Annotated in this window: 24 protein-coding genes; 10 read left to right on the top strand and 14 right to left on the bottom strand. The window is 55.7% G+C overall.

What is annotated here, in order from left to right; all coding sequences use genetic code 11:
* Positions 1–49 precede the first annotated feature (49 nt).
* The gene (ftsH, locus tag KF784_10885) at positions 50–1,906 is read right to left on the bottom strand and encodes an ATP-dependent zinc metalloprotease FtsH (protein MBX3119561.1); all 1,857 of its coding nucleotides are present in this window, start codon (positions 1,904–1,906) and stop codon (positions 50–52) included.
* A 147-nt stretch (positions 1,907–2,053) separates the two neighbouring features.
* On the bottom strand, positions 2,054–3,433 hold the full coding sequence (gene tilS / locus KF784_10880) for a tRNA lysidine(34) synthetase TilS (protein MBX3119560.1): 1,380 nt from the start codon (positions 3,431–3,433) through the stop codon (positions 2,054–2,056).
* Between the two features lie 265 nt (positions 3,434–3,698).
* On the opposite strand from tilS, the gene mgtE reads away from it, so the two are divergent.
* From mgtE to KF784_10865, 3 genes are all read left to right on the top strand, one after another.
* Positions 3,699–5,084, top strand: a complete 1,386-nt coding sequence (gene mgtE, locus KF784_10875; protein ID MBX3119559.1) for a magnesium transporter — start codon at positions 3,699–3,701, stop codon at positions 5,082–5,084.
* Complete coding sequence (gene corA, locus KF784_10870) at positions 5,085–6,080, top strand: magnesium/cobalt transporter CorA (protein MBX3119558.1); 996 nt, start codon at positions 5,085–5,087, stop codon at positions 6,078–6,080. It begins immediately after the preceding gene.
* An 85-nt stretch (positions 6,081–6,165) separates the two neighbouring features.
* Positions 6,166–6,519 (top strand): hypothetical protein, encoded by a 354-nt coding sequence (locus KF784_10865; GenBank protein ID MBX3119557.1) that lies wholly within the window; start codon positions 6,166–6,168, stop codon positions 6,517–6,519.
* Between the two features lie 240 nt (positions 6,520–6,759).
* On the opposite strand, the gene KF784_10860 is transcribed toward KF784_10865, so the two are convergent.
* Entirely contained in the window at positions 6,760–7,941 is a 1,182-nt protein-coding gene (locus KF784_10860) for an acetyl-CoA C-acetyltransferase (protein ID MBX3119556.1), read from the bottom strand.
* Between the two features lie 480 nt (positions 7,942–8,421).
* Positions 8,422–10,218, bottom strand: a complete 1,797-nt coding sequence (locus KF784_10855; GenBank protein MBX3119555.1) for a M3 family oligoendopeptidase — start codon at positions 10,216–10,218, stop codon at positions 8,422–8,424.
* Between the two features lie 106 nt (positions 10,219–10,324).
* Between KF784_10855 and KF784_10850 the strand changes: the two genes are divergently transcribed.
* Positions 10,325–10,792, top strand: coding sequence for an Lrp/AsnC family transcriptional regulator (locus tag KF784_10850; protein ID MBX3119554.1), 468 nt, complete (start codon positions 10,325–10,327; stop codon positions 10,790–10,792).
* 3 nt (positions 10,793–10,795) lie between these two features.
* On the opposite strand, the gene KF784_10845 is transcribed toward KF784_10850, so the two are convergent.
* The 7 genes from KF784_10845 to hppD all read right to left on the bottom strand — a co-directional run bounded on the left by KF784_10845 (position 10,796) and on the right by hppD (position 15,444).
* Positions 10,796–11,272 carry a hypothetical protein gene (locus tag KF784_10845; protein MBX3119553.1) on the bottom strand — a complete coding sequence of 159 codons (477 nt, stop codon included), beginning with the start codon at positions 11,270–11,272 and terminating at the stop codon, positions 10,796–10,798.
* 90 nt (positions 11,273–11,362) lie between these two features.
* Positions 11,363–11,884 (bottom strand): hypothetical protein, encoded by a 522-nt coding sequence (locus KF784_10840; protein ID MBX3119552.1) that lies wholly within the window; start codon positions 11,882–11,884, stop codon positions 11,363–11,365.
* Positions 11,881–12,444: a DUF4166 domain-containing protein gene (locus KF784_10835; protein MBX3119551.1), complete on the bottom strand. Its 564-nt coding sequence runs from the start codon at positions 12,442–12,444 to the stop codon at positions 11,881–11,883. The genes KF784_10840 and KF784_10835 overlap by 4 nt, the downstream gene beginning before the upstream one ends.
* A 55-nt stretch (positions 12,445–12,499) precedes the next feature.
* Positions 12,500–12,991: a hypothetical protein gene (locus KF784_10830; protein MBX3119550.1), complete on the bottom strand. Its 492-nt coding sequence runs from the start codon at positions 12,989–12,991 to the stop codon at positions 12,500–12,502.
* A gap of 168 nt (positions 12,992–13,159) precedes the next feature.
* Positions 13,160–13,648: a hypothetical protein gene (locus KF784_10825; protein ID MBX3119549.1), complete on the bottom strand. Its 489-nt coding sequence runs from the start codon at positions 13,646–13,648 to the stop codon at positions 13,160–13,162.
* A 140-nt stretch (positions 13,649–13,788) separates the two neighbouring features.
* Positions 13,789–14,280 (bottom strand): hypothetical protein, encoded by a 492-nt coding sequence (locus KF784_10820; protein MBX3119548.1) that lies wholly within the window; start codon positions 14,278–14,280, stop codon positions 13,789–13,791.
* A 75-nt stretch (positions 14,281–14,355) separates the two neighbouring features.
* On the bottom strand, positions 14,356–15,444 hold the full coding sequence (hppD, locus tag KF784_10815; protein MBX3119547.1) for a 4-hydroxyphenylpyruvate dioxygenase: 1,089 nt from the start codon (positions 15,442–15,444) through the stop codon (positions 14,356–14,358).
* A gap of 152 nt (positions 15,445–15,596) precedes the next feature.
* On the opposite strand from hppD, the gene KF784_10810 reads away from it, so the two are divergent.
* The 3 genes from KF784_10810 to KF784_10800 all read left to right on the top strand — a co-directional run bounded on the left by KF784_10810 (position 15,597) and on the right by KF784_10800 (position 19,997).
* Positions 15,597–16,946 carry a transglutaminase domain-containing protein gene (locus KF784_10810; protein ID MBX3119546.1) on the top strand — a complete coding sequence of 450 codons (1,350 nt, stop codon included), beginning with the start codon at positions 15,597–15,599 and terminating at the stop codon, positions 16,944–16,946.
* A gap of 147 nt (positions 16,947–17,093) precedes the next feature.
* Entirely contained in the window at positions 17,094–17,453 is a 360-nt protein-coding gene (locus tag KF784_10805; GenBank protein ID MBX3119545.1) for a tetratricopeptide repeat protein, read from the top strand.
* Between the two features lie 207 nt (positions 17,454–17,660).
* Entirely contained in the window at positions 17,661–19,997 is a 2,337-nt protein-coding gene (locus KF784_10800; GenBank protein MBX3119544.1) for a hypothetical protein, read from the top strand.
* On the opposite strand, the gene KF784_10795 is transcribed toward KF784_10800, so the two are convergent.
* From KF784_10795 to hslV, 3 genes are all read right to left on the bottom strand, one after another.
* Positions 19,981–20,499, bottom strand: coding sequence for a hypothetical protein (locus KF784_10795; protein ID MBX3119543.1), 519 nt, complete (start codon positions 20,497–20,499; stop codon positions 19,981–19,983). The two genes, KF784_10800 and KF784_10795, sit on opposite strands and share 17 nt — an antisense overlap.
* A gap of 186 nt (positions 20,500–20,685) precedes the next feature.
* Entirely contained in the window at positions 20,686–21,027 is a 342-nt protein-coding gene (locus KF784_10790; GenBank protein ID MBX3119542.1) for a P-II family nitrogen regulator, read from the bottom strand.
* A gap of 337 nt (positions 21,028–21,364) precedes the next feature.
* Positions 21,365–21,895: an ATP-dependent protease subunit HslV gene (hslV, locus tag KF784_10785; protein ID MBX3119541.1), complete on the bottom strand. Its 531-nt coding sequence runs from the start codon at positions 21,893–21,895 to the stop codon at positions 21,365–21,367.
* Between the two features lie 219 nt (positions 21,896–22,114).
* Here hslV and KF784_10780 point away from each other — a divergent pair, with 219 nt between their 5' ends.
* The 3 genes from KF784_10780 (at position 22,115) to KF784_10770 (ending at position 26,038) form a co-directional block, all read left to right on the top strand.
* Positions 22,115–22,684 (top strand): sigma-70 family RNA polymerase sigma factor, encoded by a 570-nt coding sequence (locus KF784_10780; protein ID MBX3119540.1) that lies wholly within the window; start codon positions 22,115–22,117, stop codon positions 22,682–22,684.
* On the top strand, positions 22,681–23,613 hold the full coding sequence (locus tag KF784_10775; GenBank protein ID MBX3119539.1) for a hypothetical protein: 933 nt from the start codon (positions 22,681–22,683) through the stop codon (positions 23,611–23,613). Before KF784_10780 ends, KF784_10775 begins: the two co-directional genes overlap by 4 nt.
* 241 nt (positions 23,614–23,854) lie before the next feature.
* Positions 23,855–26,038, top strand: coding sequence for a diguanylate cyclase (locus tag KF784_10770; protein MBX3119538.1), 2,184 nt, complete (start codon positions 23,855–23,857; stop codon positions 26,036–26,038).
* The last annotated feature ends 50 nt before the right edge of the window (positions 26,039–26,088 follow it).

The following is a 26,088-nucleotide window of genomic DNA, read 5'->3' as shown; positions in this document are numbered from 1 at the left end:
GCACTCCTGCCGTGATAGCGGGAGTGCTTTTCTCTTTCGTCAGGTTGCCTTATGCAGGTTCAAATCTAGGCAAAGTCTTTGTTCCAGGTTCCGAGTCCTTCTCAGACTCCGTGGAGGCCGGAGGAGCCGCTGGCGTTTCCTCTTTCTCAGGAATCGGGCGTCCGTCCATAACGGCCGTGAACTCTTCGCGATCAAGTGTCTCTCGGCTGAGCAGAGCCTGCACCACTCGATCAAGCTTGTCTCGATGCTGAGTGAGAAGGTCCATCGCGCGCTGACGGCAAGTCTCGACGATGTTGCGAACCTCTTCGTCGATCATACGCGCAACCTCTTCCGAGTAGTTGCGCTCATCCATCGCATAGTCTCGACCGAGGAACGGATTGTGTCCCCGTCTGCCGATGGCAAGGGTTCCGAGCTTCTCGCTCATGCCGTAGTCACAGACCATGGCTCGGGCGATCGCTGTCACACGCTGAAGGTCATTGCTTGCTCCAGTCGTGACCTCATCGTAAACCAACTCTTCGGCAACGCGTCCACCCAGCAAAGATGTGATATCGTCAATCAACTCCTGCTCGGTGACCAGATGCTTGTCGTCTTCGGGCATCTGCCACGTCGAACCCAACGACATGCCGCGTGGCAAAATCGTGACCTTATGAACAGGATCGCTGTGCTCTAAGAGTTCGCCCACAACCGCGTGTCCAGCCTCATGGTAGGCGATGATCTCTCGCTCTCGCGAGTCGATCACACGGCTAAGGCGCTGAGGACCTGCCACGACACGATCCAGAGCCTCTTCGATGTCCGACTGACGAATCTTTGTGTGGTTCCGGCGAGCCGCCAGAAGCGCCGATTCGTTCAAGGTATTGGCAAGGTCTGCGCCAGTGAATCCTGGAGTACGCTTGGCAACTCTGCGAAGGTCGATGTCAGCTTCAAAAGGCTTACCCTTGGCGTGAACCTTGAGGATTGACTCGCGACCGTTTGCATCCGGCACATCAACGACGATGTTTCTATCGAATCGTCCGGGACGAAGGAGCGCGGGGTCAAGAACGTCGGGGCGGTTTGTCGCCGCGATCATGATGACGCCGCTGTTGACATCGAAACCGTCCATCTCAACCAGAAGCTGGTTTAGTGTCTGCTCGCGCTCGTCGTGACCTCCGCCAAGACCTGCGCCACGCTGACGTCCCACAGCGTCGATTTCATCCACGAAGATAACACTCGGGCGGTGGGCTTTTGCCGTCTCAAAAAGATCGCGGACTCGGGCAGCGCCTACACCGACGAACATCTCAACAAAATCGGAACCGCTGATATGGAAGAAGGGAACACCAGCTTCGCCGGCGATAGCACGGGCAAGGTGGGTTTTTCCAACTCCGGGAGGGCCGGTAAGCAGAACGCCCTTGGGGATCTTCGCCCCGAGCGCCGTGTACTTCTTCGTGTTCTTCAGGAAGTCCACGATCTCAAAAAGCTCTTGCTTGGCTTCGTCAATGCCAGCCACGTCTTCAAAAGTGACCTTGGGAGCGTTCTCACCAACCCTCTTGGCCTTGCTCCTGCCAAAGTTCATCGCTTGGTTTCCGCCCATTTGAGCGGGTTTGATGATGAAGAACCAAAGGAGAAGCAAGAAGACAATGGGGAAGCCGATAATCGACAAGACCGTCATGATCGTCGCGCCCGGTCCGGGCCCGACAACCTTATAGTTGACGCCCGCCGTATCCATCTGCTTTTGGAGATCGATACCCGCCGGACTTCCGGCCTCAAAGGCGCTCGTGCGGTAGTTGGAGGTGTCAACGAGAGTTCCCTCAATCTGAGAGCCCTGCCACTCTGCCGTCTTAACGTTCTTTGAAAGAATCTCCTGCTTAAAGCGGGAGATGTCCATCTCGATGGTTTTCTTGCCTGAGAGAAGTCCCGAAGAACTACCCATCGATTGGAGTAGGAAAATCGCTACAACTACGATCAGGAAAGAGAAAATAAATGTTCGCGCAGCTTTATTGTTCAATGCGTCACCGAAGTTAGAGTCTATGTTACCGTTACGTCTGCTCAGGCTCGTGCGTTTCCAATGCCTGATCGTTTAGGCCTGGCTTGGCTCAAACTTTATTCGGACTGCACGCTGGGAATTGGCGGTCAAACGCGCGCGTTCCGACAAACAGACGCCGGGTGCCCACAACGGGCCGATCATATCACAGATTATCGGCAACCTTTGGCGGGCGGCTTGGGTCAGTTTTGCCTCGCTTAGTATATCCGCTAACTTGCGAGCCCGGTCGAACCCAAACGGGATCATTTCGTCCCCCGACTGGGCAGATCGAAAGTGTAAAGCGCCTTTCATCTGCAAAGAGTCAATCAGGACACTCATCGACGCTCGTGTCTGGTTCATTTCCGGGCTGATCTCTTCTTGGCAGGTGATCGTCCAACCAAACTCTTCACTCACGGTTTCGCCTGGCATGGTGACCGGATATCGGAACGGAACGACCGGCTGAAGCTGCCGGGCATGGATCAGATCGGACGACCAATCAAAAGCCACTTCGCCCCCTTCGGTTGTGATAGAACCCTTTTCGTCGACCTGTACGCCGTGCAAGAGCGCAACGGTTTGTTCAAAGTTCAAACTTGAGCCCAAGACTTCGGCAATCAGCCTCATCGCGCGCTTAAAAAGAACGGGCGGGTATTGCGAGATCTTGGCCCTATTGAGGGCTACTTCGCAGTCCATCGTCAAAAACCTGAGGTCACCATTGAGTTCGCTTTCGCACTGCTCAAGCGCGGCAGCAGCCATCGAATCGAGAAAGGTGTCCTCTTCTTCCGCGATTTCGGAAAGGCGACTAATCGTGCCTTCAACTCCCGCGTTGATTGCGGATAGCTCCGGCAAGACGCGCAGGCGCATCCGCGCTCTCGCAAAGGAGATGTCCGTGTTGGATGGGTCTTCCGCTGTCCAAAGCCCCTGCTCCTTGCAATACTCCCGAATCTCCTCGCGACTGAAGGGAAGGAGCGGGCGAATGATGTTGCCTCGCTGATCGGGAATTCCAGCAAGCCCAGCCAGGCCAGACCCACGAGTCAGGTTCAGGAGAACGGTTTCGACATGATCGGTGCGATTGTGGGCGGTAGCGACAAGGCTGCAGTCCACCTGCTTGCTTGCCTGCTCGAAGAAGGCATACCTGGCTCTCCGTCCCGCCTCCTCAAGGCCGATTTTAAGGTCAGTAGCCATGCGGGGCACATTCGCCTTCCCGCTCAAAAACGGCACACCCAAGTCGGTGCAAAATGCCTCGCAGAGTTTGAGCTCTTTATCCGCTTCGTCACGCTGGCTATGATGCAGATACCCGCCTACAATCTCGACTCCGCACCGATGGAGCAGGTGGAGAAGGCAAGTGGAATCGGGGCCACCACTGTAGCCGACCAAGACACGAGAGCCTTGAGGGATGAGATCACTTTGTTCAAGATGGCTGCGGAACCTATCGAACACGGCAGGATGATACCGGCACGGAAGAACTGAACCCAGGCATCTTGCCAATCCTTAGGAGTGTTAAGGCGCAAGTCAGGGCCTATTCTTACGGAGCGCAGCCAAGCTACAATCCTTTAACGCTCACCGAGCAACACTAAAATGGACACGGACAGTACAATCTGCACGGCCAATCTTCTCTCCTAAGAGACCAGATGCGCCGGGAGCTAAACCCCGGCAGCCCATCCACGAGGCCGCCAGCGAACGATAACGAGGCATGCCCATGAGGATGGATGAAACCACATTCGTCGAGCAACTCCGCTCGCTTTCGCGTATCGAAAACGCGGATGTGATTCGGGAGGAGCTTCAGAACGTACGTTCTGAAGACCTTGCCGAGGCGTTTCAGCGCCTCGAAACAGACGAAGCCCTCACGATACTAAGCCAGCTCGACGCCATGATGGCCGCCGAGGTTCTGGTCGATCTCCCCACAGAGACGGCGCGTCGGCTTGTTCAGGAGTTGCCCGATACCGTCCTCGCACACTACGTCGACATCCTTCCGATGGACGACGCCCTTGAGCTTCGCGAGGAGATAGACGACGACCGGTTCGATGCTTTGCTGGAGGTCATCCCGTTTGAGGATGCCCAAGAGATTAGGCGTCTGCTCTCCTATCCCGAAGACAGCGCGGGACGCTTGATGACCGAAGCGTTCTTCGAGGTAAGCCCCGATCTGACGGTTGCCGAGATCCTTCGCGACATTCGTCATGCCGGAGAAGAGAAGTATGAGACCATCAACGACCTCTATGTTCTTGATGAGGGCCGTCACCTGCTTGGCGTATTCAGCCTCCGCAAAGTTCTTAGAGCCTCCCCGGACACGACCGCTCGCGAACTCATGCGAACGGATGTTATCAGCGCTCGTGCATCCGATGACGCAGAGGATGCCGCTCGTCAAATGGCGCGCTACGGTTTCTACTCCCTTCCCGTCATCGACGACCGTGGGCGCATGGTCGGGATATTTACCGGCGACGACGCCCAAGAGATCCTTCGCGAAGCGGAAACTGAGGACGTCCTAAAGCTTGGTGCGGTCTCCGGCGATGTCGAGGCCTATCTGTCCCTTAACGTGTGGCAGCTCTTCAAGCGTCGGTTCTGGTGGCTGTTGTTCTTGTTTGTCGCCGAGAGCTTTACTGGCTCAGTAATGCGCAACTATGTGCACGCACAGGGTGAGGCACAGACCGGCGAGTTGGCGCTGATCGCCCAGCTCACGGTCTTCATTCCTCTGCTCATCGGCGCGGGCGGAAATGCAGGCGCTCAGGTGACAACGATGGTTACACGAGCCCTTGCCGTTGGCGAAGTAAAGACATCCGACGCGATGACGATTCTGCGCAGAGAGGTCGCCACCTCGATTCTAATGGGCCTCATCCTGGGTGGGATCGGGTTTTTACGCGCGCTTTGGTGGTGGGGCTCCGACTTTCGGATTTCGCTCGTCATTGGTTTGGCTTTGCCCGCCATCATTTTCTGGTCGTCCATCGTGGGCTCTGTCCTGCCCCTTGGAGCGAAAAGGCTTGGCATCGATCCTGCGGTGATGAGCGCTCCGTTTATCTCTACATTTGTCGATGCTACAGGATTGGTCATTTTCTTTGAGATCGCCCGGCACATTCTTGGGCTAACCTATGGATAAATGGAGACCTCTGTTGTTGCTTCCTCGCAGCCGTATCAGCTAACGGCGTTGCGATGGCCATCTGCGGGCGGTGAAGTGTGCGAGATTCCTGTCGAGGAGGCCTTTACTGAGGGTGAAGCAGCCTCTTTTGTTTGGGTGCGGATCATCATGCACGATATTGAGGCTGTTCGCAGCCTCCTCACTCAGCAACTCAAACTCCCTTCGGATGGCATCGACTACGCCACAACACCGCTCGAAAGACCACGGCTGAGAGAAGTCCAAGATGTCTTGCTCTTGGTCACTCATGTCCCGCGCTATCATCGAAAAAAGGTCTACTTTGACCGTCTCGCCTTCTTTCTACGTGGGAGATCGCTGATCAGCATTGAGTTCAAGCAGACTTCGCTGTTGGACCACTGGTACGAGCGTTGCGATAAGCGTGGACTAAGTATTGGTTCTGAGCCGGGGCAGGTGTTGGCAGCATTGCTTGATGCGGTTGTGGATGAGTACTTCCCGATGATGGACGAGTTGGGAAGGCAGCTAGATCAGCTTGAAGACTTGGTGCTTGCCCAAACCCCCGTGCGAAATAAAGACATCTTGCGCCTTAAACGCAGGCTTCTCGAAACTCGACGTCATGTGGGGCCGACAAGGGATGTACTGAATGGCCTGCTACGAAGGGATGTCCCCAACATCTCGACACAGACCCGAAACGACCTGCAAGATGTCTACGACCACACTCTGCGGATACTCGATCAGATCGACCTCGATTTGGACCTGCTATCCACACTGATCGACGCCCATCTTGCCGTTATCAGCAATCGTCTTGGATACACAACTCAACTTCTAACGGTCGTCGCGACAGTTCTGATGTCGGTCTCCTTGATTGCCGGAATTTATGGGATGAACTTCCCAAACATGCCGGAGTTGAGTTGGCCTTGGGGCTATGCCTTTGCGTGGGCATTGATGCTATCGATTGCCGCAGTCGAGCTGTGGTACTTCCGCAAGAAAAAGTGGTTCTGATTCCCCTCCCTCCTGCGCACGAAGTCCGGAGGAGGGAGGGGCTCAGGGAGGGAGGTCCCGGCCTCGCAGGTAAGCTCCGCTTACTATGATTCGCGGTGTTCACACGATGTTTTACAGTTCGAAGGCCGATGAACTGAGGGCCTTCCTGCGAGACAAGATCGGCTTTTCGGCAACCGATGTCGGCGACGGCTGGCTGATCTTCAATCTCCCCGAAGCCGACATGGGCTGCCACCCCACCGATGAAGCCGAATCGCCGCCATCCGGCACTTGCGATATCTCCTTCTATTGCGATGATATTGAAGCGACGGTCGAGGAATTGAAAGAGAAGGGCGTGGAGTTCACACAAGGGATTGTGAACGCGGGCTTCGGCCTGATCACCTATATGAAAGTCCCCGGCGACTTTAAGGTGATGTTGTATCAGCCGCTGTATTCGAAGTAGTTAAGGGCACGTCGGCAGGTGGTTGGCAGGTGGTTGGCAAATTGTCGGCAAGTGGTCACCGATCCCTCCTTAACTGCCGTTATGGGGGGTACTTTCACCCCTCGTTTAGAACATAGAGTCGGATGCTACTTGCCAACGACCCGACTTTCCCCTCTCCCTAATGACCGAGGGAGAGGGGGCAGAGGGTGAGGGTGTAGAAAGACTTCACCAACAACCTGCCGACTACTTGCCGACGCGCCCCTAGAGCGCTTCAATCAAAATCGCCGTCGCTTCACCACCACCGATACAGGGCGTCGCCACCGCATACTTCCCACCCCGACGACGAAGCTCATGCAGGGCCGTCATCGTCAACCGTGTGCCCGTCATGCCAATCGGGTGCCCCAGCGCCACAGCACCGCCGTTCACGTTCAGCTTCTCGTGCGGAATTCCGCACTTGCGAGCGACCACCATCGCCACGACGGCGAACGCCTCGTTGACCTCAAAAAGGTCGATATCGCCGACGCTTAATCCGGCCTTGGCGAGCAGCTTATTGACCGCTTCGGCGGGTGCCGTCGTAAACCACTGCGGGTCTTGGGCGTGCTGGGCATAGGCGACAACCTTTCCAATCGGCTTCAAGCCCAACTCCGCCGCCTTGGACGCAGAAGACAAAATCATCGCCGCGCCACCGTCGTTGATCGAGCTGGCATTAGCGGCTGTCGTGACGCCCTCTTTGTCAAATGCCGCTCGCAGACCGCGCATCTTCTCGCGGTCGCCACCCTTGCCCGGGCCTTCGTCGTCCTTCACCACGACCGGGTCGCCCTTGCGCTGAGGAATCTCCACGGCGACGATCTCTTCCGCCAGCTTCCCAGACTTCTGCGCTTCTTGCGCTCTTCGGAAGCTCTCTGCGGCGAAGTCGTCAAGTTCATCCCGGCTGAAATTCTCCTCCTTCGCACAAAGGTCGCCGCAACTCCCCATGTGAACGTTGTTGTAGGGGTCCCACAAGCCGTCATGGATCATCATATCGATCAGGGTGCCGTTGCCCATCCGGTAGCCTGTGCGAGCCTTGTCCAGGACGTAAGGGGCCATGCTCATTGACTCCATGCCGCCCGCAACCACGATCTCCGCGTCGCCGGCCTTGATCGCCTGCGCAGCCATCATCACGGTCTTCATGCCCGATCCGCAGACCTTGTTCACGGTTGTGCAAGGGACGCTCTGCGGCAGTCCGGCATAAAGTGCGGCTTGGCGAGCCGGGGCTTGCCCAACTCCGCCCTGAAGAACCATGCCCATGAGAACTTCATCGACCTGCTCGGGCGTGACGCCTGCACGAACTAGAGCCTCCTTAATGGCGGCTGCGCCGAGTCTCGTTGCGGGCAGGGTCGAAAGGGAGCCGAGATAAGCGCCGACGGGAGTGCGGACACCGGAAAGAATAACAACGTCTTGCATAGGATTTCACTTCTTGAGAGCTGCAAAAAGGGTACCCGGAGGGTCCTATTAGGGTGCAGGCATCATGCCTTCTTTCCCTGGAGGGTCACTGTCCTCAGTGACCGTTTGCTTGGACATTGTGGACAATGTCCCTCCATCCACTTGCGGTGAAGGGTCTCCCGGTTCAACCGAATTCAGGACATATCCCTCCAACCGCTTGCGGCGGAGGGTCTTGTACCGATTTTTTCATCCCTCCATCCGCTCGCGGTGGAGGGTCTCCCAATCTAACCGAAACAGAGGTTCGACGAGGTCCCTGGAGGGTCACTGTCCTCAGTGACCGTTTGCTTGGACATTGAGGATAATGTCCCTCCAGCGTTTCATCCCTCCAACCGCTTGCGGCGGAGGGTCTTGTACCGATTTTTTCATCCCTCCATCCGCTCGCGGTGGAGGGTCTCTCGGTTCAACCGAAACATAGGCTCGACGGTCCCCAACAATCACGCACTACCCGTTCGCCAGCTTTTCAAACTCCACAACGTCCGCCTCGACCACGCTCAGGCTGCCTTCCCAGAATGCGCGGTCGCGGATATTCAGCCCAAAACGGTCGCCCAGCGTTGCCGCGTCCGCCATACCCGTTGAGCCCAGCAGGTCGTCGTACATCGCCTTGAACGGCTCGGGGTCGGCCTCGTACTTGGCATAAAGTCCAAGCGAGAAGAGCAGGCCGAACATGTAGGGGAAGTTGTAGAACGCTCTGCCCGAATAGTAGTGCGGCTTGGCGGCCCACATATAGCCATGCAGGTAATTGTCGTCCAGGCCGTCGCCGTAGGTCTGGCGCTGGGCGTCGAGCATGATCTCGCACAGCTCGCGGGGAGACAGCTCCCGCTTCTGCCTTCGCTCCAGAACCTCCTTTTCAAACCGGAATCGGCTGGTGATGTCCACAACCGTCTGGTTTGCCCCTTGCAGCGACCCTTCCAGGATCGCCAGCCGCTCGCCGTCGGAAGTGGCTTCGCGCAGCGCTGCCCGCTTGATGATCGTCTCGCAGAAGATGCTCGCGGTTTCGGCGAGGGTCATGGGGGTCTCGCGCTGGAGCGCGGTTTTTCCATACAGGCAGAGGTTGTGGTAGCCGTGCCCAAGCTCGTGGGCCAGCGTGCTGACCGACCGGAACGAGGCGTTGTAGTTCATCAGGATGCGGGAAACGTCGTCGCGCACACCCATGCAGAACGCGCCGTCCACCTTGCCCGCGCGGGGCTCGGCGTCGATCCACCTCTCCCGATAGCTGCGCAGGGCGAACTCGCGCATCTTGTCGGAATACGCGCCGAACTTGTCGGCGACGAACTTCTCGCCCTCGTCGTAAGCCCAGCTGCGGTCTTGCCCGACCGGCGCAAAGATATCGTAGAACGCCATCCTTCGCTTGCCCAGGAGCTTCGCCTTGGCGTGCATGTAGCGTCGGAAAACCGGGAACGCCGCCTCTGCCGCGCCCATCATCGCCCAAAGCGTGTCGGTGTCGATGTTGGCGTGATAGACCGAGACATCCAGCACCGCGCCCCAGCCTCGACGCAGACTCAGCGCGTTGCTTTCGCCCTTGATGCAGTTCATGGCCGCGGCAAGCGGGACCTCGACCGTCTTCCATGCGGCAAGCTCGGCGTGGTAGGCCGCCGCGCGCTTGGCCTCGTCGGGATCGTTGGCGAGGTTGCGCACCGCGCTCATCGGAAGCCTCTTCTTCTCGCCGTCCAGCTCGACGTCGACCTCAAGCTGCGACGTGATCTGGGAATGGAGCTTGCCCCAGGCTTGTCCTCCCGTGACCGAAAGCTCCGAGGCGAGCGATTCTTCCAGCCCCGACATTAGCCTTTTCGCCAAGAATCCGCTCCGTCGGACGTGGTACTCGTGATTGCGGGCGGTCTGAGAGGCTCCGACCAGCGCATCCGCGTCCAGCTTGCCAACCCACGCGGTCAGGCGCGTGCCGATGTTCTGCAGCTTGGGCGTCTCCGCCTCAAACTCGCTCAGCTTTGCCAGAGCCAGCTCGTCGCGCGAATCCACGGTGACGAAGCCGTAGATGTAGGAGTCCAGCAGGTTCGCCTTGTCGAGCAGATCGTTCAGCCGATGGGTCGCCTCATCGAACAGTGCCACGGTCGTCGAATCGGTTTCGCCCTCGTGGCTGTCGATCCCCTTAGCATTCAGCCACTCAGCGAATGTGTCGAGGTCGTTCACAAAGTCTTGAAAGGCATCGGCGTATTCGGGGGAGTCTAGGCCGGGAAAGAACGGGGTCATGTCCCAAGTGGGCAAAGAAAGGGTCGCGCTCATGGGCACACGTTACCCAAATTGTCATGCAGGCGGCTGGCATAGAAAATCCCCGCGGGACTATCGGAGAAAATGGTGAATAATCACCTCGGTACTATGGGGGTGAGCGATGAAAACCCTGCTGGACGAAACCGATATCCGCATCCTGAACATCCTTCAGCGGGATGGACGCATTACCAACGCTGACCTTGCAAAAGAGGTCGGGCTTTCCGCCCCGTCGGTACTCCAGCGCGTCCGGCAGCTTGAGCACAGCGGCTACATTCGGGGATACACCGCACTTCTGAACCCCGAGAAGCTTGGCAAGCGTGTGCTGATCTGGGCGCAAGTGAGTCTTGCTCTTCATCAAGATCAACCCATCGAACGGTTCATCAAGGCGATCCGACAGATCCCCGAAGTCATGGAGTGCTATCACGTGAGTGGAGAATACGATTTCCTCATCAAGGTTCTCGTTGACGACATCCGCACCTATGAGGTTGTCGTGCGCGAAAAGCTGATGAACATCAAAGGCATCGGCAAGCTGACCAGCTCGTTTGTGCTCGGCACGAACAAGCACTCGACTGTGATCAACGTGGAGTGAGCTTTAGACGTCGGTGACTGCTTCTGGGGGTTCGTCGCTTTGAGTCGGGACGACAGACTGCGGATCGAACAGCTCCGCAACTGTGGGGCGCATCAGTACGACCAAGGAAAAAACGCCGAGCAACAAACCGACGGGTGCGTTGAGGCAATTGATAGCCGCGACGACAATTAAAAACGTCTTGCCACGACGTTCCACATATCTATTGGACGCGATCCAGTTCAGGATGGCGTAGGCCAACGCCACAACCACGAATCCAGAGCCGAAGAAAGTCATGATGAAGCCCATAAACCGTTCGTCACCTGGACTATTCTTACCCTCAGGCATGTTGCCTGACAAAACAGTCACTCCGAAGGCGATGTAGAGTAGTCCAAAACAACTGAAGAGCGTCACGATACCGGCATAGATTCGGTGGAATAGGTTCAAGAGGCGCAGGTGCTCTTGGTCTTGCCGCCTCTGGTAATCGAGCCATTCCGCGTTCATAGGTGGTTTCATACGACTTGACAACGATGACGTTGGACGCATAGTGAAGGTTGCGAAACGTTGGAGTACAGTGAAAGGCCGTTGCAATTCCTAATTGCTGTTCGGCGTTGGCCGTTTGTCAGGTGCAATCCCAAAACTCGCGAATGCATCCCGTACACCCGAAACAAAAACACCTGCCGCGACAGCCGTCAGCACCCAAGCAGGGAAGCCGTGGTACGACGCCCCCCAACCCGTAGGTTCAGCCCTCCACTTCCAAAGCTCAGGCAACAGATAGGCCAAGAAAGACCCGTAGACGATACCCATCAGCGCGTGCATGATCCGCTCTCCTGCAGGCAGCTTGCGTACTTTATCTTCTTCGACGAAATCCCAAAGGGTGATAACGATCTCCATCAGCAGCAGCCCAAAGAGAACGTAGGCAAAGACGCCGTTCCAGGTGACGAAACCGAGCGTGCCTATGATGATCGCGTAAGCAAAGTCGCGGGCGGCATGGAGGCGGAGTTCGGTGTGCGTGTGGTCGCCGTGAGCAAGCTTGAGCTTGTATTCGTGGTAGTAGAGAGTGTCGAACGCGCCCAGGCACGCCTGCACCATCAGAATCCACACCGCGACGGTCATTGAAGACATAGTTTCCCTTCGTATTCGCACACTACCCCGAAGGGTGGAATGCCAATGCTTACATGAACATGCCAACCCTCTGGTTCACCTTCGACCGCTCTCACAACGGCTGAAGTTCTGGGGGACAACTTCCGGGGGATCGGGAGTCCTAAGGCTCGAAATCCGGTCTGGATGTAACGCAGTTCATCGTTCATCCATTCAAGCCTAAACCGCATCGACCAAATGCCAAAATGCTCCCGAACTTCTTTGCCAAAGATTTGATGGGTGGTGAAAACAGGCTGCTTGCCAAACTGGCGGTACCACCGAATCCGCTGCCTCTCCTTCCGTGAGATCACAAGAACAATCGGTACGTTTTCTCCGCTCTTTGGGAGCCCAGCCACTCCGACGAGGAGGTTGACGAGCCAGCTTGGATGCCGTTTGACTGTGACGGTACCGCGAGCATTGAGGGGGCACAAATGAGAAAAGCGAACGCCGGAGGGTAATTCCTCCGGCGCAATACCAATCGCCTCTGCGTAGGGGTCCTCACACTTGAGCAGTTCCCGCAACTCAGCGCTCTGCATATTGATATTCTATTTGAATTGAGATCGGATATCCGATCTCTGATCTCCCTGTGGCTTATTCAAACCAGTGCATTTTCCCGTCGCCGTGGAGCGACTGGATGTAGTTCAGCTGTCCGTCGTGATACAGAATGTGATTTGCAGCGATATTCGCCAAGGAATACAAGGGCATCTTGTCGCCCCAGGGTGCCGTCGCATCGCTTGCGAGAGTCTCGTCAGAGGCGCTTTCGAGTGCGCTGGCAAGCGCTTCTCCGCTATCCTTGATGCCGCCAATGCAAGCTTCCGTTGTCGCAAACTTTGCAGTAAATGCGGCTCGCTCCTCTTCGCTCGGCATCGAGGGTGACTCCCCCTTGAGCATCGCTGCGATCATGTAATTGAAGCCGATGACTTCGGCGGTCACATCCTGAACGGTCCGGGCGCATCCGCCTGGGCAGTTCGCGTAGTTCGCTTCGTCGATGGCTTTGAGGTCGTTGGCGTACATGCCAGTGAGCTGCCGGGTCCATCCGGCAAGGTGCGTTTTCGGGTCGATTTTTGTGGCTGTTTGGCTCATAATTCCCCTCCAAGTTTGCTTACGCCAAGCGATGTTGGAACGTGAGCAAGTCGTCACAAAGCTTAAACGCAAAAGGTTGATTTGGGTTCCTTCTGTGTGGGTAGTTATTGGATGGGCGCCCGACAATTCTGACTAGATCTTCGAAAGATTGAGACAGGACAATCTGACTTAGACGCCAGCAAGGCGAGAGTCCTCGTAGTGAACTTCGGTGACGACAGATTCATTCACTGGTGGCCAGGGCTCCTCAAAGGCACGAGCTCTTGGCCCGCGCGGACCTTGTGGGAGCCGTGCCCCAACTCCACCACCTGCATCCGCATCATCGTCACGGGTCCATCTTCCATACCGCACCATTGCGTCTTGTTCGGCCTGAGCAGCGACCAATGATGGCGTTTGATCAATGAGAAGTGGGTTCGAAGTTTTGATGATGTCAAGAAGCTCTTCCGAACTCAATGCCATCAGACGCTTTGCTTCAGCACGTGCTTTGTTGCGTGAACGGAAAACCTGGTTGTAGACAAGGCCAATCCTTGTCTTCCTATCCAACGCGGCCTGGAGGTGGCGGTTGTAGGCGTCATGATACAGACCGTCCGAGACGTCGATGACAAAGTGTCGCCGGTCCGGCATCCATATATAAACCCAGTAATTGATGCGTCGCCCCATTTCAAACCCCTCACAATTGTAATACGAACTTGAGGTGCTCGAAGTTGGAAGTTTTGCACAGCCAAAAACAAACGGCTATCGGCCGTCAAGACCGATAGCCGATAGCCGATAGCCGATAGCCGATAGCCGATAGCCGATCCCTAACTATCCATCCAGTGAACAGCGCCGTCGCCGTTCAAAGCCTGGATATAGTTCAACTGACCGTCGTGATACCAAATGTGGCTGACCGCGATCTGCGCGAGCATATAAACCGGAGTCTCCATGCCCCAAGGCGCCATGATCGTGGAGTTCAGCCTCTCGTCGCTTGCCTCGCTAAGCGCGCCGCAGAAAGCGTCAATGCTTGAAGACAGTGCTTCGATCTGTGCATCAGCGGTCGTAAGCTTTGCGCCAAGGGCCGCATAATCACCCTCTTCGAGCTTCGTTTCGTTGCCCTTAAGAGCTTCCGTCACCCAATTCATTAACAGCACGGTATCCGCCGTAAGATCGTTCGAAGAGCGGGCAACGCCGCCCGGCGAGACGTTCAGCTTGTCGGCGGGGATCGCCTTGACGTCTGCCGAATACATCTGCTTCAACGCTTGTGCCCAACCAGCCAGATAGCCGCGAGCGTCAATTCCTTCCATTACTTGACTCATTTTTATGTCCTCCAGAAAAAGATAAGGGGCGCCCATCGGACGCTCCCTCATTCTACATGAATTGTAAACAAATGTCTACAGTGTTCCGCGAAGCGCTTGCTCTCTCTCAATCGATTCGAACAGCGCCTTAAAATTGCCCTTGCCAAACGACTTCGCACCCTTGCGGTGGATGATTTCGTAGAACAAAGTCGGTCGATCCGTAATCGGCTTCGTGAAGATTTGGAGCAGGTAACCCTCGTCGTCTCGGTCTACCAAAATTCCTAAATCGGCCAAAACGGCGATATCCTCGTCGATGCTTCCAACACGGTCCGGAAGCATATCGTAGTACGTCTTCGGAACGGACAGGAACTGGATTCCGCGGGCGCGCAGTCGAGAGACCGTGTAGATAATGTCGTCCGTTCGCATGGCGACGTGCTGAACTCCCGCGCCCCCGAAAAACTCGAGATATTCGTCGATCTGGCTTTTCTTTTTGCCTTCTGCTGGCTCATTGATGGGGAACTTGACACGACCGTTTCCATTCGACATCACCTTGGACATCAGAGCCGTGAAGTCGGTCGAGATGTCTTTGTCGTCGAATGAGATGAGATTCTTGAATCCAAGAACGTCCTCGTACCACTTCACCCAGTAGTTCATCTTGCCAAGCTCGACGTTGCCAACACAGTGGTCGATTTCCACGAGGCCGATGGGGTCTCCGGGCAAATTCTCCTGGCGATAGCCGGGTAAGAAGTGTCCCTTATAATTGTCCCGGTTGATAAAGCTGTGGATCGTGTCACCGTAGATGCAGATCGACGCGATGCGGACCTTGCCAAAATCATCTTCAAGGGTGAACGGCTCACGGGCCGATACGGCGCCTCGTGCGGTTGCCGTTTTGTACGACCAGTCCACGTCCTCGACATCGAATGCGATGTCCTGAACGAAGTCGCCGTGATACGCAATCTTGTCAGCCATTGGGTGGCCCGGGCGAAGCGGCGCACTGAAAACTAACCGGAGGTCGTTCTGCTCCAGCAAATAGCCAGCTTCGTCCTGAATACCGGTTTCGAGGCCGTAATAGCCGGTGATTCCGAAGCCAAAGCTGTTCTGATAGAAGAATGCGGATTGTCGCGCGTTGTTGACATAGTGTCGAACGTGGTCAACTTTGCGTATTGGGAAACTGTCGGTGCTCATATTTTTCCTCTTGTAAGTTCAATTATAGCTGGGAAAAGACGGATTGCCGTCGAAGTGATAGGCTGTGCTGCCCTGCAAATAGGACCTATTCGATATATACGAGCTATCTGGTTCAGGCATTGGTGGCACGCTTCTTGCCCCAACTCTTCTCCATGACTACCGGCACTCGAAGGGCGGCAATCTTCAGTGCAATGCTGGCAGGGGCCACGATGGCCTTCTCCCAGACCGACCTACAACCGATCACGGCATTCTCAAGCAATGCACAAGGCTATGCGATGCAGCCAGAGGTCGGAAAGCCGTTTTTCGTTTCGGTCAAGTACCGCGTCACAGGCTATGTAAACCGAGCCTACAGAATTCGAATTCAAACTTCTTACGCCGATCTCACTACCCCCGATCTCACTTTTGGAATCGGCGCTCCTGGCGATTATCAGATCACATGGGGTCCCATCGACACGCTCATGGATCGCAGCGTACCGGTGACCGTCACCCTCGACTCCGCACGAAGAGTCAGTGAGAAGAACGAGAAGAACAACGTCTTCGGCTTCACGATGACGCCCCAGTCGCCCCAGTCCGCCCGCGAAGCTTACGGTAGCCAACTTCTCAGCGGTCAAATGCATTTTCATTTGGACTTCGACCGCCGGTCGTCCACTCCGCAAACGCTGACCATCGCCTACCCAGTCCCGATCACGGAGAGCTTCCAGGAAGTTGTGCGGCAAGTGACCCCGAACGCGGCCCAAGTTTCGGATCAGAACGGACAGCCGTTCTTGCTGGACATGATCTCCCAGCCCACCCTGGAACCGATCAATACGCAGCAAGTGATGATCACACGAGCGCACTCCGTTCGAGTGAACCTGAACATGCTCAACCAAATCGGTTGGGGTTCGGTAGATGCAGAAGCTCGCACGATGCCCGAGTGGATCAGCTCTGAAACCTACATCCCCCTCAACGACCGCAATGTCGTCTCCTTTGTTGGCCGAAATCTGCCGCGTAACTACCGAAGCATGATGACTCCAGCCGAGACCGCCGAAACGCTTTATCGGGCTCTGCTCAAGGGCATGCGCTACGATGGTCGTGCTGGCCAAGCCCCCGACGCTTCGCAGACTTTGCGAAGCAAGAAAGGCGACTGCGGTGGCCTCAGCGCAGCTTATGTTGCCCTTCTTCGAACCGTCGGCATCCCCGCTCGAACCGTTGCTGGATTCACCGAGGGCCAAAATCAGTGGCACGTTTGGACCGAGTTTTATCTGCCAAACGCAGGCTGGATCCCCGTCGATCCCGCATACGCCAAGGGTGCCATGCCGAGCGGTGATGCCCCGATCTACTTCGGAGTAGTGCCTGACCTGAACGCACGGATCGCGACCTCTTTTGGACTCGATAGAGAGTCCGGCAGCTTCGAAGCGCCCCTCCTTCAATCGACCCGAGTAGAGTGGACAGGACGCAACGTTCGCATAGGTTCCGCCTACACAAACAGCAACCTAAGCGTCATCGAATCTGCAGGAAACTAAAAGTCAGGAACTTACCTTCGCAATATTCGGGTTTAATCACGGATACAAGGTTCATTGAACCTTGTATCCGTGAAACTCTTTTTGAAAGGAAAGAAAGTGTAAATTGCGGGTTTTCCTTACAAAAGGCCTGTGTTATACTGAGTTACCTTGACGACAGCCACTATGGATATCAACGCAATTTATCAGCGCGGCTTTGACCTCCGGTGCAATGGGGATTACACTGCGGCAAAGGTTGAGCTGATGAAGGTGCTGGACGTGGACCCGAGGCATGCGGATGCCCGTTGGCAGTTTGGTCTGATCCAGGGTTTTGAAGGTGATTTCGACGGCTCACTTGCCACTCTGCAAGGAGTGGTGCGCGACCATCCAGACCACTCTAAGGCCATCCTTGATCTCGCCAAAACCGAGCTGATGCTTGGCATGTTCGATGAAGCAAAGACGCACCTTGAGCGTGTGTTGCAGATCGATCCCAACAACGAAGAAGCGCCCAAGCAGCTTGCCTATTTTTAGCGATCCGTATCGCTATCGTTGTTTGCCACACGCGATGCGCAGGCCCTCTAATGTTTCCTGCATTGCGATCGTTGCTGCCTAAGCCCCGACACCGATAGCAGATCGCCGATTGCCGATCGCTGATTTCTGATCACGGATCACTTCTTCGCCTCAGCACCCTTTCTCCTTACAATCCTTAACGGTCAATCCTTCATACTTCAAAACACCGTGGACCGCCTCAAGAAGAACTGGCCTATCCTTCTCCTGCTGATCGTCACCGTCATCCCTGTCTGGAAGGCGGTTTTTGCCGGAGAGGCCATCGGTCCGTGGGATCATATCCGCCACTTTGCCCCGTTCAACGGCCCCAAGCCGGAAACTCCCTGGGACGTGCTCCAGGCCGACGGCGCGCTCCAATTCTACGCCTGGCGCGACCTCGTTTTTGAATCATGGCGGCACGGCGAGGTTCCGGTTTGGAACCCCTACCAGCTCGGCGGCGCACCACTGATGGGGAATTCGCAATCGGGGGCGCTGTATCCGCCGCATATTTTAATGGGCGTTTTGCGTGTGCCGACACCCTTGGCGATGGGGTTGCTGGCGTGGTTTCATCTGTTCTGGGCGGGTCTTGGCGTGTATGTGCTCACCCGTCGGCTGGGGGCTTCCCAGATTGGGGCAGCGATAGGAGGTGTGGCGTTTGGGCTGTCGCCGTTTATGCTGGCTTGGACAGCCTTGCCCAGCGTGCCGACGACGGTCTCCTGGATGCCCTGGGCGCTTTGGGCAGTCGTATGGGCTAAGGATGCCCTGGGTAAGAAGTATCCGAAAGGTGAAGAGTGGCGACAATCGCTCGTGATCCTGGTGCTCGGGATGATCTTCGGAAGCGTCATCTGGGCGGGACACCTCCAGTTTGCCGCCTATACGGCGATGGGCGTGATCGCTTTTACATTGGCTTCGGCCTTTGGCCGTCATTCTCAAGTAAGCGAAGATGCAGGACCAGGATGGAAGCGATTTTTCCCCGTCATCATCGCAATCTTTGGTCTTCTGATTGGCGTTGGTTTTGCGTATTCGCAGACCTTGCAAGTGCTTCGAAATAGTCAAAGTTCTCACCGCAAAAACGTTCCTACCGAAGAGGGCTACCAAGCCTATCTGGGAGGAGCCCTGAAGCCCGCCATGATCGGGCAGCAGCTCGTGCCCAACGTCAACGGACTGCCCACCGAATTTGCCGATAAAGAAGGGGGCCTTAGCCAGTATTGGCCCGGGATGGCATTTCGCGGTGCGAACTACGCCGAAGCTGCGATGGGGCAGGGGCCGTGGATTTGGGGCCTTGCCATCGTCGGAGCGATGGCGCTTTGGCGGAAACGCCAGTTTGGATTTGCTGCCATCGGACTGCTTGGCGTGCTTCTGGCCTTCGGTACGCCCCTGAACCGCCTGCTGTATTTCCTCGTGCCCGGCTGGAGTGGGAGCGGCTCGCCAGGACGCGCTGGGGTCTTGATCGTCTTGGCTTTGGCTTGTCTTGCCGCATTCAGCTGGGAAGAGCTTGTAGGCGAGGCGAAGAAGCCGAGAATGATAGCTGCCATTGCGGGGCTGGCAGCCTTTGCAATCGGCATATTGTCAAGCATACAGGGAGGTTCAGCCCCAGAAGGAATCGATGCGAATGCCTTCGCAACCTACGTGCGTACCTCGATGCAATCGCAACTCCCAATGGCATTGCTTGGAATCGCTTTGACCATCGGGCTGATCTACTTCAGTCCTAAACTAAAAGATCGAGCGGGCTACGCCGTGATCGGGGCTGTGGCCTTGGCCGGACTTCTAGGGTGGGGCTTCGTCGTCCGCACCGGAGAGCCGATCCACCAAGGTGAGGTCCAGTTCGACCCCGGCAAGCGATACGCCTTCGTCAACGAGCCGTGGGACCTCCTCCAAGCCGCCCCCGCGCTCATGCCCCCCAATCTCGCCACGATCATGCGCGTGCAGGACGCCGCTGGATACGACTCGCTGATGGACAAGGACGTCGTCGCCCGGATGAACGACATGAACGGGCAGGACTCGGCCCCGCTGGCAAACGGCAACATCATGTTCGTCAAGCCGAACTTCGACCCGCAGAAGCTATCGGAAATGGGTGTGACTGAAGTATGGTCACGCATCCCACTCAAGCAGATGGGCGAACCGTTTGAGACCGCCAATGGCTATGCCAAGTACCGGCTGGATGGCCCGGGTCTGGCTTATACGCCGCAAGGTCCGGCGACTATCGAGTGGCTTACGCCAAACCAGGTAAGGATTACTGCTCAGGGTCCAGGCTTGCTTGTGACCCGGTTTCCTCATGGTGCTTGGACAAGCGACAAATTCGAAATGACGCGTCCTCGGAATAAACAGGACAACGGCTATGAGAATTGGGTGGCGATCAAACTACCTGAAGGCAAACACGATGTTGTGCTGTATCAGAGCTCGGCAAACTTGTTGAATGCGATCAGCATATTATGGTTGGTGATGCTTGGAGCTTTCCTGGCTTCATGGATCAGGTGGAAACGGAACAAAAATGTCGTTTCAACGCCTGTGCCTATGGAGCCCCGCTGACCCAAAGCCCCTCATACTCATCAGGATCTTCGGCAAGCTCGCTATTCACCGGCGAATCGAAGATCGCCTGCCACTTCTCCTCAAGCTCTACATCATCCCGAATGATGCGGTCGAAGCTCTCGGAATAGAAGGGCGGGAAGCGCTCACCCGTCTTCTTGATGATCTGCTTTCCAGCGCGGGTCTTCGCGTCTTCGATCACCTTGGAAAGCTCATAGGTCTGTCCTTTCGTGTCCGCCAGAACGTTGAAGATCATCTCGGTGGCTTCGGGCAGGACGCAGACGATGAGGCTCTCCAGCTTGCGGCCTTCGGGGCGCAGAAGCTGGCGCAGCAGAACGGTGCGCTCAAGGTCGTCGAGCGGGCGGCTGTGCCGGAAGGTGACGTAATAGCGCACATCGTCGGCCCGCCAGTGGGGAAGTTTTCCGCGCCAGATTTTGAAGTTCTTCCAGGGCATCTCTTTGGATTTGCCGCCAGACCCTGTCTGGAGGCCGTTCTCTGTACCCAATTATGCGGCCTGATGCGGCAGGTCGAGCAGGCTACATAGTTTCCAGCGGGACATTTGCGCGAAACCGTCTCACCCGCCCTCGGTTCGCTCCGCTCACAGTCCCTCCCTTCGAGGGAGGGAACTTCAAAGCGCAGCGTGAACAGGGAGGGTGAGTTGGTTTTGAACCTGGTGCTACAGAGGCAAAGCCTAGCTCAGTGCGGCGTCGCCGCGTTCCCCGGTGCGGATGCGGATCGCGTCCATCACATCAGAAACAAAAATCTTTCCATCGCCGATTTCGCCGGTCTGAGTGGCTTCGATGATGGCCTCAATCGCCAAATCCAAATCTTCTGCCTTCACAACAACGACGATCTTCGCCTTGGGCAGCAGGTTCACCGCGTAGGTGCTTCCGCGATACTTATCGGTCCGACCCATCTGCCGTCCATACCCGCGCACCTGCTCGACAGTGATGCCAAAAATCCCCGCCTTCTCAAGGGCATCTTTCACGGCTTCGAGCTTGTTGACTCGTACAAAAGCTTCGATCTTTTTCATTTTGGATTTTGGATTTTAGATTTTGGATTTTGGATTTGTGGGAACTGCTTCTATGCTACGGGCCTGTTTAGAGCATATCTGTAGCTTTCATTGTCTGAGCTTTACTTTTGAATTTTGGCCCAATCCAAAATCGTAAGTGGATCCCCTGCCCGGGAAAGACTCGCACAATCTGGTCGTGTTCCTACAGAATGCTCTTACTCTGGATTTCGGTTCCAATCCAAAATCCAAAATCTAAAATCCAAAATCCCCTAGACTTCCTCTTGGCTGTGCTTCCTCACAATGCTCCTCTTGGATTTCGGTTCCAATCCAAAATCCAGAATCGCAAATCCAAAATCCCCTAGACCTCTTCCACCACCAGCTTATCATTCGTAAACACGCAAATCTCCGCTGCGATGAGTAGGGACTTCTCAGCGATCTCCCTTGCCGACAGCTTTGTGTTCTCAATCAGCGCTCGGCCCGCTGCAAGCGCAAACGGCCCGCCCGAACCGATCCCGGCAACCCCGTCGTCCGGTTCGATTACGTTTCCGTCACCGCTCACCAGAAGCATCGTCTCCTGGTCGGCCACAATCATCAGCGCGTTCAGCTGGCGGAGAATCTTGTCGGTGCGCCAGTCTTTCGCAAACTCTACAGCCGCTCGTTTCAGGTTCCCGGCGTACTGCTCCAGCTTGGCTTCGAACTTCTCCTGCAGGGACTGCGCATCGGCGACCGACCCGGCGAACCCGCACACTACCTTGCCGTTGCCCAGTCTACGCACCTTTTTGGCGGTGTGCTTCAAGACGGTCGCTTCGCCCAGAGTGACTTGGCCGTCGGCAGCGATGGCGGTTTTTCCGTCACGGCGCACACCGATAACGGTGGTGGATCGGATCATGCCCAGAGTGTACTTGGTAGGTGCGACGCACAACGGCTCTAAGCTAAGAACGCATGCGTTGGATAGGTATCGAAGCGATCAGCAATCTCCAATCTCCAATCTCCAATCTCCAATCTCCAATCTACAATCTACAATCCGCCATCTCCAATCCACTAGGCCCCGATAGATTTTGATAGGACTTCTCGACTTTTTCAACATGCGATGCAGGGAGAAGAAGAGATGAGCGCCGAACCTTCGGTTATCGAACTCAGTCCTACACCGACCGTGGAAAGGCATACCCGAGAGCAATACTCGACTATGCCGCCCGATGATCTTGTCCGATATTTTGCCGACGATGTCTGGCGATATGTCGCGTCCAAGTTGCGTCGGCGAGAGGATGTTGAAGACGTTGTCATGGAGGTCTTCGGGGCCGCCTTTAAAGACCTGGATCGTTTGCGCAAAGCCGATTCGCCAAGGCTCTGGCTGCTGGTTGTGGCAAGAAGAAAGGTGATCGACGTCATACGGCGGTCGTATCGCAAACCTGAATTGCCGCTCGATATGGCTGCGGATCAAGCCGCACCCGAAGTCGATGCAAACAAGCAGCAAGTTTACGCCCTGATGGACGACCTGCCCGAAATCTATCGGGAAGTGTTGATTCTGAAGTACGTGAACGGGCTTGGGACAGAAGAGGTGGCTCGCGTGATACGAAAATCCGTCGGTGCGGCGAACAGCTTATTGCAGCGCGCGCGCCAATCGTTAAGGGAGAAAGGCTTGCTGGAACTCCCCTGGCTAGATAGGAGGGACGCATGATACCGAACGATCGAAACGAAGAGGAACGGATCCAACGCTTAATGGAGGAACTTCCAATTTCAATGCAAACGCCTAATGAGTTCAAATCAAAACTGATCGACAGAGCGGTCGCTGCCAAGTCGAAACCCCGTCCTGTACGCCGCCCAGCCTGGGTTGCCGTCATGACGGCTGGTATCGCCACTGTCGCACTTGGCGCTTACTTTATGAGTCCCAAACCCGCGATGGGAAAAACGTGGCTTGCCGTTCGTGAAGCCATCGAGCAGATCACATCCTTCAAGATGTCTGTGGTCACCACTGAGGGAGGACAGCGCAAGACCGAAGCCGTCATCACCGTGTCCGACGAAGGCATCCTCATCGAAGCCGAGCAGGGTGAGATCGTCTATATGGACGGTAAGTCGATGCAGGTCTACGATCCCAAAGAGAACACCGTCACACACCTGAAGATGATGGGCATCGAGTCCACGATCAAAGAGGCCGTGAAGACTGGAGTTGTCGAGGGACTCGGAGCGATCAGCCTCAAAGATGTGATCGCAGAGATGGAGAAGGACTACGGCAAGGAGAACATCAAGATCGGACCTTCAAGAACAGAGAACGGGCGACAGGTCTTCGACGTCTTCATGCGAAATCCAAAGAACGGTCTGCAGGGCTCCATCACCGTCGATGAGGCAACCAACAAGCCGTTCCGAATCATCTCGGAGGAACTCTCGAACGGAGCCAAGGTCATCAACGAGATCACCTTGGAGTACAACGGACGCTTCAATCTCAAGCCAACATTCCCGAAGGATGCCAAATACGAAGAGGTCGACTTTAGCAAGCTCATGCAAGGTCACGACTTCGGCGATTCAAAGGGTAACAGCGGCGGCGGAACCTTCCATTTCTCGTTCGGCGACGATGAAGACAAGCCGAAGGAAAAGGCAAGCGCAAAATAGCTTCGCCTCAGACCATCAATCAAAGAGCTGCTTTATCAGAAAGCAGCTCTTTTTTGTCCTCTTTCGTTCTTTGTCTTATCAGGGTTTGAAGTCCACCGAATGGCTTGAATTGAGGCTAACCCCAAAGAAACTATCAAGAAAAGCGCATGAACTTTGGGAAGCTAACGGGCAAGCATTTAAGCCAGAACCCGATAATGAATCTTAGATAACTCGATTGAGATTGGGCATCGAGGAAGACTTTTTGAATTTGAAGACGTCACCCGTCCGCAGACTCTTGCCGAAACTAGCGCTCGTTCAGGCGATTATCGTTACGGCCATTCTGCTGACAAATATTGCTATCCACTCGGCACTTGGCTCCGAGCAAGCCGCCGAAGACAAACTGAGCCTCGTGAGGCGTCAGTCTGCCCTGGTGCAGCAGATTGCCAAGTCGGCGATTCTCAGCGTCGATAGCGCCAATCCCTACTTCACGCAGCACTACGCCGATGCAGAGCAACTCCAACGCAAGTCTTTGGAGGAGTTGTCGAAAAGCCTCGACGAATGGAGATCGGACCGAAATCAACTCCTCAATCGCGATTCTAAGTCAGCGCTCTTCTCCATGTCGCCTGAGGGAGCCGATCAACTTGGCCAGTCGGAAGCTGCATTTGGCAGCATCGTCACCGCATCCGAGAATATTCTGAACGCGCTGGAAAATGGCGGCAATGCCGCGGTGGACAAGGAGTTGAGCACGCTGCTCCAAGCCGAATCCGTCTATCGCGAGCAAATGGAATCGTTAGCGAGTCTGGAGCGTATAGGCAACAGTTTCCCCGACCGTAGACTCCAAGAGATCATATGGATAGCCTCAGCAATCATCCTTGCGACTCTTTTTGCTATCGGGCGGTTCATCTTCAGACCGATGGCCCGAGAGATGCAGGAGGCCTTCGATGAGCTTGAAGCCAAATCCGAGCATCTGAGCGACCAAAACACGGAGATAACTCTTCTTCAAGAAGCTCAAGAAGAGCAAACAGCAAAGTTGATCGAGAGCGAAAGTCGCGCGATCGACGAGGCTGAAAAGGCCGTTGCAAACCTGCGCATTGCCGAACACGCCGGGAGAAGGTTTCAAGAGCTCTTTCAAGGTCTGCCGGTTGCGTGCTTTACCGTGAACTGCGAAGGCTTGATTCACGAATGGAACGGCGCCGCCGAAGAGTACTTCGGCTTGCCTGGGCATGCTGTGTTTCTTAGAAAGCTCTGCGATGCTCTCCCATGCTTCAAGCCAAAGGAGGGCCAGACCCAGCAGTGCGAGATTCAGAGCGCTTTCCAAGGCACGGCTTGCAACGGTTCCGAGCGACACTTTGTCACCCCCTCTGGTGAGGAGAAGTGGATTTTCAGCAACGCCTTTCCGCTACACGGTGCGAACGGTGAGATCATTGGTGCGCTCTGCGCCAGCTTCGACATAACCCAACGAAAACTTGGTGAAGAGCGCATACGACTCGCAGAAGAGAGACTTCGGTGTGTGATTCAGGCTGCTGGCGACTCCATTCTCACGCTGGACGGTGAGGGGCTTGTCCTATCCTGCAATCAGGCCGCCGAGACGCTCTTTAAGCAGCCGCAGGATGCTGTCGTCGGCGAGCATGTTTCAACGCTGATCCACATATCCTTCGAAGACCTTCTCGTCAAATTCGCCGAGCCAAGTACAGTCTCAGAAGGCAGCGATACGCTAGAAGAGACCATCGCATTCCGCCCGGACGGAACAGAGGTTCCAGTGGAGCTATCGCTAAGCCGTGGCTATGCCAATGACGAGGTCTTTTTTACATGTATCGTACGAGACATCTCGCAGCGCAGAGAGCTTGAGCTTCAGCTGAGTATGCAAGCGGCAAGCGTGAACGACATGCTGTTGAAGCTAGAAATGCAAGCCATCGACTTACAAGAAGCGAACCAGCGCCTCGAATCACTCGCTACTATCGACGGCCTTACCGGGTTGCTAAACCACCGGACGCTTCGCGAGATGCTGGACGATGAGTTTGTAGCTGCAAAAGGCGGTGGCGAACTCGCGATGGTGCTTCTCGACATCGACCACTTCAAGTCGTTCAACGACACCTTTGGGCACCAAGCTGGCGATGCGGTGCTCAAGATTGTTGCCGAGATCGTCCACACAAGAACGGGTGATAAAGGCTACGCGGCTCGCTATGGCGGCGAAGAGTTCGCAGTGATCCTCCCCGGAATCGACACGACCGGCGCAGTAGCCGTTGCCGAGAAGATTCGGCGAGCCATCGAAAACTATCCATGCGAATACCGCCAGATCACGGCAAGTTTCGGCGTGGCGAAGGTTGACGAAACCACGCAAAGGCCCGAGCAACTCATCGAACTCGCCGATCAAGCTCTATACGCAAGCAAAGACGCAGGACGAAATCGAGTCACAGTTTCTGGCTCAAGAGTAAATGCTGCGTGATATGATATTTGATAACCGATGGTTATCAGATGTCAAGGCATCTTATTCGA

The organism is Fimbriimonadaceae bacterium, from assembly GCA_019638775.1.
Lineage (GTDB): Bacteria > Armatimonadota > Fimbriimonadia > Fimbriimonadales > Fimbriimonadaceae > JAHBTD01.
The sequence above is the reverse complement of the archived record's forward strand: the minus strand, read 5'-3'. Positions and strand labels throughout refer to the sequence as shown.